The 15,973-nt window shown below is 66.5% G+C and carries 12 protein-coding genes; 7 read left to right on the forward strand and 5 right to left on the reverse strand.

Going from position 1 to position 15,973, the window contains the following annotated elements; all coding sequences use genetic code 11:
• Positions 1-46 precede the first annotated feature (46 nt).
• From ARC39_RS10955 to ARC39_RS10965, 3 genes are read left to right on the forward strand one after another with little or no spacing between them, the layout of a single operon-like run.
• The gene (locus tag ARC39_RS10955) at positions 47-1,522 is read left to right on the forward strand and encodes an ABC transporter ATP-binding protein (protein WP_236545236.1); all 1,476 of its coding nucleotides are present in this window, start codon (positions 47-49) and stop codon (positions 1,520-1,522) included.
• Positions 1,519-2,202, forward strand: a complete 684-nt coding sequence (locus ARC39_RS10960; protein WP_068114318.1) for a cysteine hydrolase family protein — start codon at positions 1,519-1,521, stop codon at positions 2,200-2,202. The genes ARC39_RS10955 and ARC39_RS10960 overlap by 4 nt, the downstream gene beginning before the upstream one ends.
• Positions 2,195-2,530: a cupin domain-containing protein gene (locus ARC39_RS10965; protein ID WP_068114320.1), complete on the forward strand. Its 336-nt coding sequence runs from the start codon at positions 2,195-2,197 to the stop codon at positions 2,528-2,530. Before ARC39_RS10960 ends, ARC39_RS10965 begins: the two co-directional genes overlap by 8 nt.
• 46 nt (positions 2,531-2,576) lie before the next feature.
• Here ARC39_RS10965 and ARC39_RS10970 read toward each other — a convergent pair whose 3' ends face one another.
• Together ARC39_RS10970 and ARC39_RS10975 are read right to left on the reverse strand one after the other, a co-directional pair.
• The gene (locus ARC39_RS10970) at positions 2,577-4,022 is read right to left on the reverse strand and encodes a calcium-binding protein (protein WP_068114322.1); all 1,446 of its coding nucleotides are present in this window, start codon (positions 4,020-4,022) and stop codon (positions 2,577-2,579) included.
• A gap of 380 nt (positions 4,023-4,402) precedes the next feature.
• On the reverse strand, positions 4,403-5,341 hold the full coding sequence (locus tag ARC39_RS10975) for a hydrogen peroxide-inducible genes activator (RefSeq protein ID WP_078059195.1): 939 nt from the start codon (positions 5,339-5,341) through the stop codon (positions 4,403-4,405).
• Between the two features lie 175 nt (positions 5,342-5,516).
• Here ARC39_RS10975 and katG point away from each other — a divergent pair, with 175 nt between their 5' ends.
• Positions 5,517-7,691, forward strand: coding sequence for a catalase/peroxidase HPI (gene katG / locus ARC39_RS10980; protein WP_068114325.1), 2,175 nt, complete (start codon positions 5,517-5,519; stop codon positions 7,689-7,691).
• A gap of 249 nt (positions 7,692-7,940) precedes the next feature.
• Here katG and ARC39_RS10985 read toward each other — a convergent pair whose 3' ends face one another.
• Complete coding sequence (locus ARC39_RS10985) at positions 7,941-8,372, reverse strand: DUF1489 family protein (protein WP_068114327.1); 432 nt, start codon at positions 8,370-8,372, stop codon at positions 7,941-7,943.
• Between the two features lie 128 nt (positions 8,373-8,500).
• Between ARC39_RS10985 and ARC39_RS10990 the strand changes: the two genes are divergently transcribed.
• The gene (locus ARC39_RS10990) at positions 8,501-10,765 is read left to right on the forward strand and encodes an adenosylcobalamin-dependent ribonucleoside-diphosphate reductase (RefSeq protein WP_068114328.1); all 2,265 of its coding nucleotides are present in this window, start codon (positions 8,501-8,503) and stop codon (positions 10,763-10,765) included.
• Positions 10,766-11,040: 275 nt separating this feature from the next.
• On the opposite strand, the gene ARC39_RS10995 is transcribed toward ARC39_RS10990, so the two are convergent.
• Positions 11,041-11,817, reverse strand: coding sequence for a DUF4386 domain-containing protein (locus ARC39_RS10995; protein ID WP_161470955.1), 777 nt, complete (start codon positions 11,815-11,817; stop codon positions 11,041-11,043).
• A 505-nt stretch (positions 11,818-12,322) separates the two neighbouring features.
• Here ARC39_RS10995 and ARC39_RS11000 point away from each other — a divergent pair.
• Positions 12,323-14,104 carry an SLC13 family permease gene (locus ARC39_RS11000; protein ID WP_068114332.1) on the forward strand — a complete coding sequence of 594 codons (1,782 nt, stop codon included), beginning with the start codon at positions 12,323-12,325 and terminating at the stop codon, positions 14,102-14,104.
• A 15-nt stretch (positions 14,105-14,119) separates the two neighbouring features.
• Here ARC39_RS11000 and ARC39_RS11005 read toward each other — a convergent pair whose 3' ends face one another.
• A complete protein-coding gene (locus ARC39_RS11005) occupies positions 14,120-15,097 on the reverse strand; it encodes a calcium/sodium antiporter (RefSeq protein WP_068114333.1) in 978 nt (325 codons plus the stop codon).
• A gap of 379 nt (positions 15,098-15,476) precedes the next feature.
• Here ARC39_RS11005 and ARC39_RS11010 point away from each other — a divergent pair, with 379 nt between their 5' ends.
• A complete protein-coding gene (locus ARC39_RS11010) occupies positions 15,477-15,923 on the forward strand; it encodes a hypothetical protein (protein WP_149866385.1) in 447 nt (148 codons plus the stop codon).
• Positions 15,924-15,973: the final 50 nt, after the last annotated feature.

Genomic DNA, 15,973 nt, shown 5'->3' on the forward strand with positions numbered 1-15,973 from the left:
GCGCACCGAGGCCGGGGCGATTGGCATCGAGACGCTTGGCATGACCATGCGCTTCGGCGAGTTCACGGCGCTGGACGACGTGTCGATCACGGTGCCGGCCGGGTCGTTCCACGCGCTGCTGGGCGAGAACGGCGCCGGCAAGTCGACATTGGTGAAGTGCATCATGGGCTTCTACCGTGCAACGGCGGGCGAGTTGCTGGTGGCGGGGCAGGAAGCGCGGATGACCGACCCCAGGGTGGCGCAGGCGCTCGGCCTCGGCATGGTGTACCAGCATTTCACGCTGGTCCCCTCGCTGACGGCGGCGGAGAACCTGGTGATCAGCCGGGCCGACGCGCCGGCGGTGATCGACTGGCGCCGCGAGAGGGCGCGGCTGGCGGCCTTCATGGAGACCATGCCGTTCAAGGTGCCGCTGGAACAGCCGGTGAGCCGGCTGGCGGCGGGCGAGAAGCAGAAGCTGGAGATCCTAAAGCAGCTCTACCTTGGTAATCGCTTCCTGATCCTGGACGAGCCGACCTCGGTTCTGACGCCGGACGAGGCCGACGAGGTGCTGGGCCACGTGCGCGGCCTGACGGAGGCCGGCGAGATCACGGTGCTGATGATCACCCACAAGTTCCGCGAGGTGACGGCCTTTGCCGACGCGGTGTCGATCCTGCGGCGCGGGCGCCACGTGGGTGGCGGCAAGGTGGGTGAGATCAGCGTCGAGGAGATGAGCCGCGCGATGATGGGCAAGGCGCCGGAGGTGAGCAAGCGCGCCCGTGCCGGGACCGAGCGGCGCGAGGTCATGCGGCTGCGCGGGGTGCGCGCGCAGGATCGCACCGGGCTGAAGAGCATCGAGATCGAGGACGTGGCGCTGAATTCCGGCGAGATCCTGGGCATCGCCGGGATCTCCGGCAATGGCCAGATGGAACTGATGGAAGTGCTCACCGGCCAGCGCCGCACGATGGGCGGGGAAATAACGGTGAAGGGCGCGCCGTTCGGCGCGACACGGGCGGAGGCGCGGACGCACCGGATGCGGTACCTGCCCGAGGAGCCGCTGCGCAACGCCTGCGCGCCGCGGATGAGCGTCGCCGAGAACCTCGCGTTCCGCATCTTCGACGAGGGCCGGAACGGCAAGCCCGCCTTCTGGAAGAACGACCGCGCCATTGCGCGCAACGCCACGACGCTGATCGAGGGGTTCAAGGTCAAGACCGCATCGCCCGCCGCCCGCATCGCCTCGCTCTCGGGAGGCAACGTGCAGCGCGCGGTGCTGGGGCGGGAACTGACCGGCGAGGTGGATGCGCTGATCGTCTCCAACCCCTGTTTCGGGCTCGATTTCGCCGCCGTCTCGACGATCCGGGACCGGCTCATGGCGGCGCGCAATGCGGGAACGGCGATCCTGCTGATCAGCGAGGACCTGGACGAGATCATGGAACTGTCGGACCGGATCCTGGTGATGTCGGAGGGCCAGATCGCCTTCGAGACGCCGGTGGAAACGGCCGACATCGGCGAGATCGGGCGGCACATGGCGGGGCACGGGGAATGACCACGCAAACCATAGGAGCCGCGCCGTTCGACTTTCCGTTCGCGGCGGAGGAGATCGCGTTGATCGTGATCGACATGCAGCGCGATTTCGTCGAACCGGGCGGCTTCGGCGCCAGCCTCGGCAACGACGTGAGCCGCCTTCTGGCCATAGTGCCCACCGTAGCGCGGCTCATCGACGGGTTTCGCGCGGCCCGCCTGCCGGTGTTGCACACGCGGGAATGCCACCGGCCGGACCTGTCGGATTGCCCGCCGGCCAAGCGGCTGCGGGGCGCACCGAGCCTTCGGATCGGTGACGACGGCCCGATGGGCCGTATCCTGATTGCGGGCGAGCCGGGGGCGGAGATCGTGCCGGAACTGGTGCCGCTGCCGGGGGAGACGGTGATCGACAAACCCGGAAAGGGCGCCTTCTACGCGACCGGCCTCGGCGACATCCTCGCCGCGCGGGGTATCCGGCAGCTCGTGTTCGCCGGCGTCACGACCGAGGTTTGCGTGCAGACGACTATGCGGGAGGCCAACGACCGGGGCTATGATTGCCTGCTGGCGACGGATGCCACCGAGAGCTATTTCCCGGCCTTCAAGGCGGCCACGGTGGAGATGATCACCGCGCAGGGCGGGATCGTCGGTTGGGCGGCGACGACCGACGCGATTCTCGCGGGCATTGGCGGGGCTCGCGATGCCTGAGGCCAAGGCGTTCGCCGGGTTGCTTCCCGAGGGCTGGGCGGAGATGCCCTTCGAGCCCTTCAGCGAGGGCGTGGAGATCTGCCGGCTGTGGGCGGCCGGTCCGAATGTCGCCTTGCTGCGCTACGACAAGGGCGCATCGGTGCGGCGGCACAGGCATACCGGATTGGAGACGATCCTGGTGCTGGAGGGCAGCCAGAGCGACGAGCGCGGGCGCTATGGCGCCGGAAGCCTCGTCCTGAACCCCGCCGGAACCGCGCACAGTGTCTGGTCGGACGAGGGGTGTACGGTGCTGATCCAGTGGGAGCGCCCGGTCGAGTTCCTGGAGTGACGCGGGCGCCGGACGCCCGGTCGCGGCCCCGGCAGGGACGGGCGTCTCAGAATGCGAAGACGAAATCGTCCGCGGTCAGCGTGAGGTCGGCGCAGTCGCGCAGCACGATCTCCACGTCGGTCGAGCCGCTCTGCACCTCGACGATCAGCTTGGACCTGTGGCTGCGGACCTGAAGATCGTCGTAGTCAACGCCAGCGATGTCGATGGCGAGCCTGTCCTTCCCCTGCTCGAAACCGATCAGCACATCCCGGCCGGTTTCGCGGGCCCGCCAGACGATCGTGTCGGCGCCCTCTCCCGGCCGAAGGACATCGCTGCCATCCCCGCCATATAGCCAATCTGCATCGGCGCCGCCGCGCAAAACGTCGTTCCCCGCGCCCCCGATCAGCTTGTCCGCGCCCGCGCCGCCGTGGAGGCGGTCGTCCCCGTCCTCGCCGCGCATGGCGTCGTCGCCCGCCTTGCCGTTGGCGACATCGTTGCCGGTGCCGAGCTTGAGGTTGTCGTTCCGCGCCGAGCCCACGACCCTGTCGCGCCCGCCACCGGCCTCGACCTTGCGGCAGGTATCGCCGAGCCGAAACATGTCGTCGAACGCGGTGCCGACAAGCGTCTCCACCCGCAGCATGGAAACGTCGAGTTTGCCGGGCATGTCCCGCGCCGTGGCGTGACTGCATTCGCCGAGATAAGTCTCGACGGCGACCGCGAACCCGAGGCCCGAGAAGTCGGCCGTGTCGTTTTTGTTGAACCCGATCAGCTGCTGAACCGGGGAATTCTCGGAGACGGTGAACCAATCCTCGTGTTCGGTGCCGACCTGCACGCTGGCCGTGCCCGACAGGTCGAACTCAGCGGCAAGCGCCCGGCCGAGTTCAGCGCCGAAGGCTTCCGAATAATGCGTGAGATCGCTGCGGAACATCTCTGCCACCGTGAGACCCAGGGACGCGCCCAGCGTGTCCGGGTCCAGCGCCGTTACCGTGGCGTCGGCGTCGGCAACCGCGGCCTGCGCCTGCCGGATCACCGCGACGCCGGCCTCCTTGACCGGATTGAAGATGCCTTCCTGACGGGCCTCGGATGCCGCATCGGAGAGCATGGAGACGACCATGTCATGCGTGCCATAGCGCGCGACCAGCGCCGTGTGCAGTTGCGCGAGGTTCTCGGCGTAGTCCGCACTGGCGTCGCGGGCGATGGAATCCGCCTCGCCCTGCACCCAGATCATCCCCGCGACATAGGCGCCCTCGATATGCCCCTTGCCCCCTGGGTTCACGAGTGCGTCGATGCGGGCTTGAAGATCAGCCAGGTGCTCCCCGGAACCCTCCGCGCCGGAGGCTTCCCAGTCCCCGGTGTCGAAGATGTCCCGGTCCGCGGACAGCGGGCTGCCGCTGATCGCGTGATGGACGACGAGCGCGCCCATTTCCCCCAGGCGTTCCGCCGCCGCCGCGGGCAGTGGCGTCAGGGCTGCATTGGACTGGCCGGCGATAATGACAATCGGTGTCGCACTCATACTCGAAACTCTCCAGACGGCCGACCCCGCCCCCACACCGGGCCGGAAACGATCCGGTCAACCACCGCCCGTCAACGCTCGGGACGGCTCAAAAAACACTACAGGCCATACACGGAATGCCCCGGGGGAAGCGTAGCAGGGGCCGCGCGCCCCGACACATTTTCGCCGCAATTGGAGACCGCTGGAGGACAATCCCCGCACAGCGGCGGATTGGGAGGGTTTGGCGGAACAACTTGATAACAAAGCCGTTCGAATTCACCCGATCTCCGGGTGGGGATTTCGAATCGCCGCTGCCGACAGGCCGGTTCCCGTCGGGGAAATCTGGCAGCAATATGGCCCGCCGACGCGGGAGACGCCGTGGGAGACCTCGACTGGCCCCGCTACGCGACGCGGCCCCGCGCCAGCCGGCGTGCCGACGAGAACCGGGCGCGCGGCCGGTCCACCGCCGCCAGTTCCGCGGCAATGGCGGAGAGTTGGTCCGAAAGCGGATTGGTCTTTCTCCAGACCATGCCGACGCTGCGCGTGGGCCGCGGCCTTGGCAGGCGCGCCAGCGAGACCGAGGCCGATCGGACCTCGACCGGTGCGGCCATCTCCGGGATGAGGGTCACGCCGATCCCGGCCGCAACCATCTGGACCAGCGTGGTCAGCGAACTGCCCTGCATCAGTTCGCGCGGCGCGGTGGCGGGAATGTTGCAGAAGGAGAGGGCCTGATCGCGGAAGCAATGCCCCTCTTCCAGCAGCAAGAGGCGCATCTCCTGCAGCATCTCGGGGCGGGGCACGGGGTTGCCGGCGTCGGACACCGGGCGCACGAGGACGAATTCCTCGTCGAAGAGCGGCACCTCGACGAGCGAGGGTTCGGAGATCGGCAAGGCGACGATGGCGGTATCGAGGTTGGCATCGAGAAGATCGCCGATCAGCTTTTGCGTGACCGCCTCGCGGGGGCGCAGGTCCAGCCCCGGATAGGCGCGGGAGAGGCAGCGAATGACCTGCGGCAGCAGATAGGGCGCAACCGTTGGAATGACGCCCAGCCGCAGCCGCCCGGAGAGCGGCCCCTGGGAGGCGCGGGCCAGATCCTCCAGCTCGTCCACGGCTTGCAGGATCTGGCTCGCGCGCGCGGCGAACTCCTGCCCGAGCCCGGTCAGTTGGGTTTGCCGCGCGCCGCGTTCGACAAGCGTGGCCCCGATCAGCTGCTCCAGTTCCTTGACCTGCACGGAGAGCGCCGGCTGGGTGACGGCACAATCTTCGGCGGCCCGTCCGAAGTGGCCGTGGCGCGCGAGCGCGTCGAAATATCTGAGGTGTTTCATGGAGAGTCGGCTCATAGGGATTTCTTATCAGTTCAGTTAGAAAACACAATTTTGTTTTATCATTTTCCTCTGCTACCCCTGTGGCTGCAATTAGAATCGTTCTTGATCACTGGGACCGGGAACGACACACCCCGACGCAGGCCGGCCCCGACACCGGGCCGGACGGATACCCACGAAGGAGGACCCATTCATGGATGGCAACGACATCAAAACGACAGGCAAATGCCCGGTGATCCACGGATCGAACACGGCGCTTGGCACCACCGTCATGGATTGGTGGCCGAATGCGCTGAACCTCGACATCCTGCATCAGCACGACACGAAGACCGACCCGATGGGGAAGGACTTCGACTACCGCAAGGCGCTGGAATCGCTGGATGTGGAGGCGCTGAAGGCGGATCTTACCGCGCTGATGACCGACAGCCAGGACTGGTGGCCGGCCGATTGGGGTCACTACGGCGGGCTGATGATCCGCATGGCGTGGCACGCGGCGGGGTCCTACCGGCTGGCCGATGGTCGCGGTGGCGGCGGCACCGGCAACCAGCGCTTCGCGCCGCTGAACTCCTGGCCGGATAACGTGAGCCTCGACAAGGCACGCCGGCTGCTCTGGCCGATCAAGAAGAAGTACGGCAACGCGGTGAGCTGGGCCGACCTCATCATCCTGGCCGGCAATGTCGCCTATGAATCGATGGGGCTGAAGACCTTCGGCTTCGCATTCGGTCGCGATGACATCTGGCACCCGGAAAAAGACACCTACTGGGGCGCGGAGAAGGAGTGGCTCGCCGCGAGCGAGAACCGCTATGAGGATCTCGACGATCCTTCGACGCTCGAGAACCCGCTGGCCGCCGTCCACATGGGGCTGATCTATGTGAACCCGGAAGGCGTCAACGGTAATCCGGACCCGCTCAAGACCGCCGCGCAGGTGCGCGAGACCTTTGCCCGGATGGCGATGAACGACGAGGAGACCGCAGCGCTCACCGCCGGCGGGCACACGGTCGGCAAGACCCACGGCAACGGAGATGCGGAAGCGCTCGGCCCCGATCCCGAGGCCGCGAACCTGGAAATGCAGGGCATGGGCTGGGACAACCCCAACCAGAAGGGCAAGGCGGCCAATGCGGTGACGTCCGGCCTGGAAGGCGCCTGGACCAGCGAGCCAACGAAGTTCGACATGGGCTTCTTCGACATGCTCTTCGGCCATGAATGGGAATTGCGCAAGAGCCCGGCGGGCGCCCAGCAATGGGAGCCGGTGGACATCAAGGACGAGGATATGCCGGTGGACGCCTCCGACCCCTCGGTGCGTCACAACCCGATGATGACCGACGCCGACATGGCAATGAAGATGGATCCGACCTACAACGCGATCTGCCAGAAGTTCATGGCCGATCCGGAGTATTTCAAGGACACCTTCGCCCGCGCCTGGTTCAAGCTGACCCACCGCGACATGGGGCCCAAGGCCTGCTACTTCGGGCCAGAGGTTCCGGCCGAGGACCTGATCTGGCAGGATCCGATCCCCGCCGGCCCCACGGGCTACGACGTGGCCGCGGTCAAGGCGAAGATCGCCGCGAGCGGCCTCAGCCTCACCGACATGGTCAACACCGCCTGGGACAGCGCCCGCACCTTCCGCGGCTCGGACAAGCGGGGCGGTGCCAACGGCGCCCGTATCCGCCTGGCACCGCAAAAGGACTGGGCCGGCAATGAGCCGGAGCGGCTGGCGCGCGTTCTGGGCGTGCTGGAAGGCATCGCGGCGGAGACCGGCGCGAGTGTTGCGGATGTGATCGTGCTCGCCGGCAATGTCGGGATCGAGCAGGCCGCGAAGGCCGCGGGCTACGATGTGGAGGTTCCCTTCGCACCTGGCCGCGGGGATGCGACCGACGCGATGACCGACGCGGAGTCCTTCGATGCTCTGGAGCCGATCCACGACGGCTACCGCAACTGGCTGAAGGAGGCCTATGCGGTCGGGCCCGAGGAACTCATGCTGGATCGCACCCAGCTGATGGGTCTGACGGCGCCCGAAATGACGGTGCTCGTGGGTGGCATGCGCGTGCTTGGCACCAACCACGGCGGCACCAAGCACGGTGTCTTCACCGATCGGGAAGGCGCGCTGACGACAGACTTCTTCGTCAACCTCACCGATATGGCGAACACCTGGAATGCCGTTGGCGACAATCTCTACGAGATCCGCGACCGCAAGACCGGCGCGACGAAATGGACGGCGACGCGGCTCGACCTCGTCTTCGGCTCCAACTCCATCCTGCGTTCCTACGCGGAGGTCTACGCCCAGGACGACGCCGGCGAGAAATTCGTGACGGATTTCGTCGCCGCCTGGACGAAGGTCATGAACGCCGACCGGTTCGACCTGGCGTGAGCCGACAGGTCCGGTAAAAACCCAAGGCCCCCTGCCCATTCGGCGGGGGGCGATCAGCAAGCCCACCACTCACTGAGACGCTGATCAACGGAAAGGCCCTTGCCGGTGGCAGGGGCCTTTTCCATGGAATCGTCCTGAGGGCGCGGGTCGCCGATGCGGACGGGACGGAGCCACGATGCGCGGCGGTCTTCGGCCGCGTTCGTCGTGCCCCCCCGTTTCATCCCGCACACCCCGCCTCGCGGAGAGAGCTCAGCGCACGCCGATCTCCGCAAGCGCCAGTTCGAGGCCCGGCGGGAGGGAATCGTCTTTCGGCCGGGCATCGGGCAGATCGCGCGGCGCGTCCTCGGCGGACAGATACCGCCACCCCTGGAAGGGGCGGCGCGGGGCCGGAGAGGTACGGCAAACGGCCGGGTCCAGCACGATGGCGCAGCGGGAAATACCATCGTCCTCCATCGCCTCGTCCAGCCGCAGCACGCGTTGGCGGGCGAGGATCATCCCCTTGAAAACCCAGTAGAGCGAACCGCCATTCAGCAATTCCGCCTCGCGGCGCGGCCACATCCGGGTGACGTGCCGCGGCAACCCGTCCGGCAGGGAGGCCCGCCGCTGGGCCTGCCAGATCTCCAGGTCCTCGACCCGCTCCGCGCCGACGCAGAGTTTGACCAGATTGATGTAAGACGCCACGGGAATCCCTCACTTCGCCAACATAGTGTAGTGTCGTCGTTGAAGGCTTCAAGTTGTTGTGGAATTCACGCCCTATTGGTAGGGTGATTGACTTCCACCCGCCAGGGAATCAGCCCAGGGAACCAGCCATGACACGCTTTGCCGCCCCCATCGCCGAGTCGATCTGGGACATGAAGTACCGGCTCAAGGACGCCGACGGGACACCGGTCGACCAGACGGTGGAAGACAGCTGGCGCCGGATCGCGCGCGCGCTGGCGGAAACCGAGGCCGACCCGGCCGCCTGGGAAGCGCCGTTCTACGCCGCGCTGGAGGATTTCAAGTTCCTGCCGGCGGGCCGGATCGCTGCCGGGGCCGGCACGGGGCGCGAGGTCACGCTGTTCAACTGCTTCGTCATGGGCACCATCCCGGACAACATGGGCGGCATCTTCGACATGCTGAAGGAGGCCGCGCTGACCATGCAGCAGGGCGGCGGCATCGGATACGATTTCTCCACCATCCGGCCCAAGGGCGCCAGCGTGAAGGGCGTGGCGGCGGATGCCTCCGGCCCGCTTTCCTTCATGGATGTCTGGGATGCCATGTGCCGCACCATCATGTCGGCGGGCTCGCGCCGCGGCGCCATGATGGCGACGATGCGCTGCGACCACCCCGACATCGAGGCCTTCATCACTGCCAAGGCCGACCCCGCGCGGCTGCGGATGTTCAACATGTCGGTGCTGGTGACGGATGCCTTCATGGAAGCGGTGAAGGCCGACGGGCCCTGGGAGTTGCAGTTCGGCGGCAAGGTCTATCACACGGTCGAGGCGCGCGACCTGTGGAACCGGATCATGAAGTCGACCTACGACTACGCCGAGCCGGGGGTGATCTTCATCGACCGGATCAACGCGATGAACAACCTTGCCTATTGCGAGGATATCTCGGCTACCAACCCATGCGGCGAGCAACCGCTGCCGCCATACGGGGCCTGCCTGCTGGGCTCGATCAACCTCGCGCGGCTCGTGGAGGCTCCGTTCGAGGACGCCGCGGAGATCGACGAGGCGGCGCTGGAAAAGCTGGTGGCGACGGCGGTGCGGATGATGGACAACGTGGTGGACGCCTCCCGCTTTCCGCTGCCGCAGCAGGCCGAGGAAGCCCGCACCAAGCGGCGGATCGGGCTCGGCGTCACCGGGCTTGCCGATGCGCTGCTGATGGTGGGGCTGCGCTACGGCTCGGAGGAGGCGGCGCGCCAGACCGCGCGCTGGTTGCACCGGATTGCCCGCGCCGCCTACCTGGCGTCGGTGCAATTGGCGAAGGAAAAAGGCGCCTTCCCGCTGTTCGACGCCGAGAAGTACCTTGCCAGCGGGTCGCTCGCCCATATGGACGACGACGTGCGCGACGCGATCCGGGACCATGGCATCCGCAACGCGTTGCTGACCTCCATCGCGCCCACCGGCACGATCAGCCTTTATGCGGGCAATGTCTCCTCCGGGATCGAGCCGGTCTTTGCCATGAGCTACACCCGCAAGGTGCTGCAGAAGGACGGCTCGCGCACCGAGGAAGAGGTGGTGGATTATGCCGTGCAGCTCTGGCGGGAGAAGTTCGGCGATGGCGAGTTGCCGGAGTATTTCGTCAACGCCCAGACCCTTTCGCCCGCCGATCACGTGCGCATGCAGGCGGCGGCGCAGACATGGGTGGATTCGTCGATCTCCAAGACCATCAACGTGCCGGAGGACATCGACTTCGACGCCTTCAAGGAAGTCTACATGCAGGCCTGGGACACGGGCTGCAAGGGCTGCACGACCTACCGGCCGAACGATGTGACGGGGTCGGTGCTCTCGGTCAACGAAACGACCGAAGCCGCCCCAGAGGCAGATCAGGGCGCTGACGTCATCTATCTCTCCGATCCGCTGGACCGGCCGCAGGCGCTCGACGGGGCGACCTACAAGGTCAAGTGGCCGGACAGCGAGCATGCGATCTACATCACGATCAACGATATCGTGCTGAATGGCACCCGGCGGCCCTTCGAGGTGTTCATCAATTCCAAGAACATGGAGCATTTCGCCTGGACCGTGGCGTTGACGCGGATGATCTCGGCGGTGTTCCGGCGCGGCGGCGACGTCTCTTTCGTGGTGGAGGAGTTGAAGGCGGTGTTCGACCCGCGCGGTGGCGCCTGGATGCAGGGCAAGTACGTCCCGTCGATCCTTGCCGCCATCGGCGGGGTGATCGAGCGGCACCTGATCTCCATCGGCTTTATCGACGGCGAGGGGCTGGGCCTGAAGGCCGACCCGGAAGCCGAGCGCATGGCAATCGGCGAACGCCCGAAAGGCCCCGCCTGCCCGGCCTGCGGACAATACGACATGCGGATGGTCGAAGGCTGCATGACCTGCATGAACTGCGGCCACTCGAAATGCGGATAGGCGCACCATGCCGACACCCCTTGTAGGTGCGCACGGCCAGCGCGGAGGGGCGCTCATCGGCGCTCCTTTGAGGGCATGCGTCGTCCGGTGCGCGTGCAGGCGTTTACAAAGGGCGGTGCCGGTTCGCCCCGCATCGCGCGCGTTCCGGCCTACGGCGATTGCGAGGGCGCGAGGCGACACCGCGGCGACCGCCACGGTGGCAAGTTCCGTCGAGCATAGACCGCAAAGGCGCCGGGCCGGCGGTTTCGCCGACCCGAGCCGGGGTCCGTGCGGGATCAGGCCAAGGCCGGGGTGATCATTCCGGCCGCGACGAGTCCACCGGCGATCCATGCTCCGCGCCCCAGGTTGCTGAAATCGGTTGCGCCATTGCGGCTCCAGAGCTGTGCCGCGAGAAGGACGTGCCAGACGGCAAGGAGCGGGAAGCCGAAATCCACCAGCGGGTCGAGGATGTCGCCGGAGACACCGACCTGTTCACCGGCCAGCAGGAACAGGAGCGGTGCGAGCGCGATGCCGAACAAGGCGAGCGGCCGGTTGAGGTTGGTGGCATTCAGGAAGGCGACGCAGATCGTGGCCAACCAGACGCCCCAGCAGATATTGGCAAGATGCTCGCCCACCAGTATGCCCGCGTAGTGGTTGAAAGCGCCTTCCAGCATGGCGGCCATCTGTGCCTTTTCCGGGTCGGCCGCTTCGGCCACGAAATAGGGGATGAGAATGACCCAGCGCCCGAACCCGAGCGCCTGGCAGAAGCCCGCGAGCGTGCCGAAGATCAGCGACAGGGTGGCCGCAAGCTGCGATTGCGCGCGGATGGCGTGAAAGAGCAGGACAGAGATCAGGATCTGGGTCATCCCGGTCATCGTCAGGACCCAGTAGGTCGGGCGAATGACCGATTGGTTCTGGGCGAAGATCGCGAAGCGCTCTGGCGCCGGGTAGCGCAGCACCTCGGGAAAATCGAAGGCAGGTCCGAGAACCATGAACCCCCCGAACATCGCCACGATGTGAAGGACGAGAACGACCGCCGTGGCACGGTCAGGCGAAAAGGAAGCGTTGGACATAACTGGCCCCATTGGATTGATGCGTGTGCCCCGGTTTTGCAGGATCGTGCAGAGCAACGATTGAACATTTGCGCCAATGTCGGCCCGCCGCCCGTGGGAAGCGAGAGCGGCGGCGCCACTTGGACCTTGCCGCCGCGGTTCCTCCATCCGGACGAGTCCGCCCCAACGCCGACCGTCACCATGGCACTGACGATGTCGCGGCCATCAGGCAGCGCTCTGACCGCTTAGCGGTCGGACAGGCGCATGTCGCCGGCCACGCGATGTCGATGCGGTCCCCATCGGCATCGCCCGCATCCGGATGCGGCGCCGTCTCTAGTCAGGTCGCAATCTGCGAGAGGGTCGCCAGGAATGCCTCCAATCGGACTCAGAATCCCTATTCTCGCACCGTTCGATTGGTGGCATGGTCTCGCGTTACACGAGAGGTCGCGGCGGGTGACACTCCCCGCACGCACCCGCGCCTTGCCGTAGGCGCCATTTCAGCGCGGCGTTCTTTTGGGTACCGCCCATGCTCTTCGATCTCGGTTCTTACGCGCCCCTGGGCGCCCTTCTTCTGGTGGCAGCCGTTTTCGTGCTCTTTCTGAGCGAGCGCTTTGCGGCCGAGGTCACCGCGCTCGGCGGCGTCGCGCTGGCGCTGGTTCTGGGCCTCGTCGGCACCGACGACGTGCTGACGGCGTTGAGCAACTCGGCCCCGGCGACCATCGGCGCCATGTTCGTTTTGAGCGCGGCACTGGTGCGCACCGGCGTGCTCGAGGCGGTGGCCGACGCGGTTGGGCACGGCGTGGAACGGCGCCCCAAGCTGACCCTCGTGCTCTTCTTCGGGCTGGCGGCAGCGGCTTCGGCCTTCATGAACAACACCCCTGTGGTGATGATCCTGATCCCCGTGGTCGTCGGGCTCGCTCGCCAGATGGATACCAGCGCTTCGCGCTTCCTGATGCCCCTCAGCTTCGTGGTGATCATGGGCGGCACATGTACGCTGATCGGCACGTCGACAAATATCCTTGTGGATGGCGTTGCCCGCGACCTGGGCCTTGCGCCGTTCTCGCTGCTGGAGGTTGCGCCGCTTGGCCTGGCGCTGGCACTGATCGGAAGCCTGCTTCTTGCCCTTGCGGCCCCGCGCCTGCTGCCCGAGCGCACCGCACTCGCTGACCTGCAATCGCCCGGCGTTCGCCGAACGTGGAGGATCGAACTTTTTGTTCCGGCGGGCGCTTCGCTCGTGGGACGAAAGGTGACCGAGGTGCCGGATTTCCGCCGCAGCACGACGCGGCTGGTCGACCTGATCCGGGCGGACATATCTCTTCGCAAGAGCCTGCCGGACGTGGTTCTTGCGCCCGGCGACCGGGTCATCCTGCACGCCTCCGACTCGGAGGTTGCGGGCTTTCGCGGCGAAACCTCCGGCGGGCTCGCCTTCGCAGGGCTCGAGCCCACCGCTGCAAAGCGCCACCAAGCGATCGAGGCCTTGGTCATGGACCGAAAAGGCCCCTTCGCCCAGCTCGGTTGGCGGCGCAGCCACGGCGTCTATCCCATCGCGGTTCATCGGCAGGGCAGCGCGGTGGACCTCGATGACGCGGAGGACCTGCACCTGCGCCCCGGAGACACCGTGCTCCTGGACGGCGCGCCGGAGGACATCGCGCGGCTTGCCCGCGACGAGAACATGGTCCTGCTCGCGCCGCTGCAGGCCCGCGCCTTCCGGAGGAGCAAGGCGCCGATTGCAATCGGCGTTCTGGCAATGGTGGTTCTGGGCGCCGCGCTCGCAATCGCCCCGATCCTGCCGCTGGCAATCGTCGGCGCGGCAGTCGTGCTGCTGACCCGATGCGTCGAGCCCGACGAGGGCATTGGCGCCATCGACGGCCGGTTGCTGCTGCTGATCGTCTCGATGCTGGTGCTCGGCACCGCAATGGAGCGCAGCGGGGCCATGGCGCTGATCGTCGAGACGCTCTCGGCGCCACTGGCACAGCTCAGCCCGATCCTTGCGTTGGCGCTCATCTATGCGGTGACCTCCGTGCTGACCGAGGTGGTGACCAACAACGCGGTTGCCGTCATCATGACACCCATTGCCGTTGGGGTGGCCACCGCATTGGGGCTGGACCCCCGGGCCTTCGTCGTCGTCGTCATGTTCGGCGCCAGCGCCAGCTTCGCCACGCCGATCGGCTACCAGACCAACACCATGGTCTCCAACGCCGGCGGGTACCGCTTTGCCGACTTCCTCCGGCTGGGGCTGCCGATGAACATCCTCGCCGGCTGTGTCACGGTGCTCCTCGCGCCGGTGATCTGGCCGTTGCAGCCATAGGGCCTGCCACGCGGATCAGGGCCAGAGTACGTAGAGGTACCCGCCGTACCCCGCGAGCAGCGCCAGGCCTTCCCAGCGGGCGATCCGCCGGCCTGTCGCGGCGAAGAGTACGAGCACGGCCGTGATGCCGACCATCAGCGGCGCGTCGAACCCTGCGATCTCGCCCGGCACCCAGCTCGGGGCGATCAGCGCCGTGGCGCCGCCGATCCCGAGGATATTGTAGATGTTGGAGCCGACGACGTTTCCGAAGGCCACGTCGCCCTGCCGCTTCAACGCGGCGATCAGCGAGGTCACCAGCTCGGGCATCGAGGTGCCCACGGCAACGATTGTCAGGCCGATCACGGTCTCGCCGACGCCGAAACTGCGGGCCAGGGCAACCGCGCTGCTGACGAGTTGCGCGCCGCCCAGGACGACCAGCCCAAGTCCGGCGAGCACGACCATGATGGGAACGATCATCCCTTGCTTGCGCGGAGGCGTCCGACCGAGGGCGGGGTCGGCCTGCAGCAAGGCGGCGCCCTTGTCGTGAATCGCGCCGTGTGCGCCGGAGACCCGCTCTTGACGTATGACCAGCCAGACATAGACGACCAAGGTGCCGACAAGCATCGCCCCGGCGGCGCGGCTCATGGGCAGGAGGAGAATGAGGAGCGCGAACAGGGCAGCGACCGCGAACATCACCACCGCATCGCGACGGAGCGCGGCCTCGGCGACGACAACCGGACAGATCAGCGCCGAAACACCGGCGATCAGAAGCATGTTGGCGATGTTGGACCCGACGATATTGCCGTAGGCAATGCCCGGTGACCCGGACAGACCGGCCCGCACCGAGGTCACCAGTTCCGGCATCGACGTCCCGAAGCCAACCAGCGTCAGCCCGATCACGAGCGGCGAGATGCCGAGACGCTCCGCCGCCTGCACCGATCCGCGCACGAACAATTCGCCCCCGGCCACCAGCAGGGCGAGGCCCGCGATAAGCGGCAGCCACGTTTCGAACATGCTAAAATCCCCCGACGAGAATCGACCCGTCGGCACGGAAGTGGTGATGCATGGGGGGCGCTTCAAGAACAGGTCGCGCGCCATTCGGTGCTCGCGCACCTTAGTGCCCGTTCGGCCGATTGCACGGATCCTGTCTGGCCAAGTAGCCCGGGAGACTCTGCAGTCTGATTGCGTGGGGAGCGCCAGACGGACCCCTGCCAGCCGATGGTGAAATGCAAGGTTCCGCCGAACCAATTGGCGCATCGGAGTGACGGCACCGTTTCAACCGGCGCTCGTATCGATGGATCGCATATCCAACCTGCTCTAGTTTTCAACGGCAGCAAACCGGTGCGGGCGGCGGAAGAAGAGCGTGTCGGCCGAGGACCACATGGAGTTGGGGATGGCATTTTCGGAAACCGAAAGAAACAGACTGCGCCTGTGGCGGCGCTGGCAAATCACGTTTGACCATTTCCAGTATCCGCCCCAGATGCAGCGCGTGCATCAGGCATTGATCGTCCACCCCACGCCGTGGACGACTCGCGCCCTCGCGGAATATACGAACCTCCCTCAGACCAGCGTCCGGCGCCAGCTTGAAAAGCTCAGCGTGCCGAATATCGACCGCGTGGATGGCGGATTTCAGATTTCGGAACTGGGAATGGCCCTGAACTGGACGGTTCACCGAGAGCTCGTGAAATTCGTGCGCGGCGGGCATCGGTTCAACATTGAACTGATCGCTGCGCACAGGTTGTCTCCGCGCGTCCCTGACACCGTCGGCATCGATTACGAGTGGCTTGCCACGCATGTCTGGTGGCCGGTCATCGACGCGCCGGAGATCGACGACGCATAGGTGAGCCAAATTGGCTCACCCTGTCATTGACCCCCTAAGAGCCGTCGGTA

This window comes from Tropicimonas marinistellae (genome assembly GCF_001509585.1).
GTDB lineage: Bacteria > Pseudomonadota > Alphaproteobacteria > Rhodobacterales > Rhodobacteraceae > Tropicimonas > Tropicimonas marinistellae.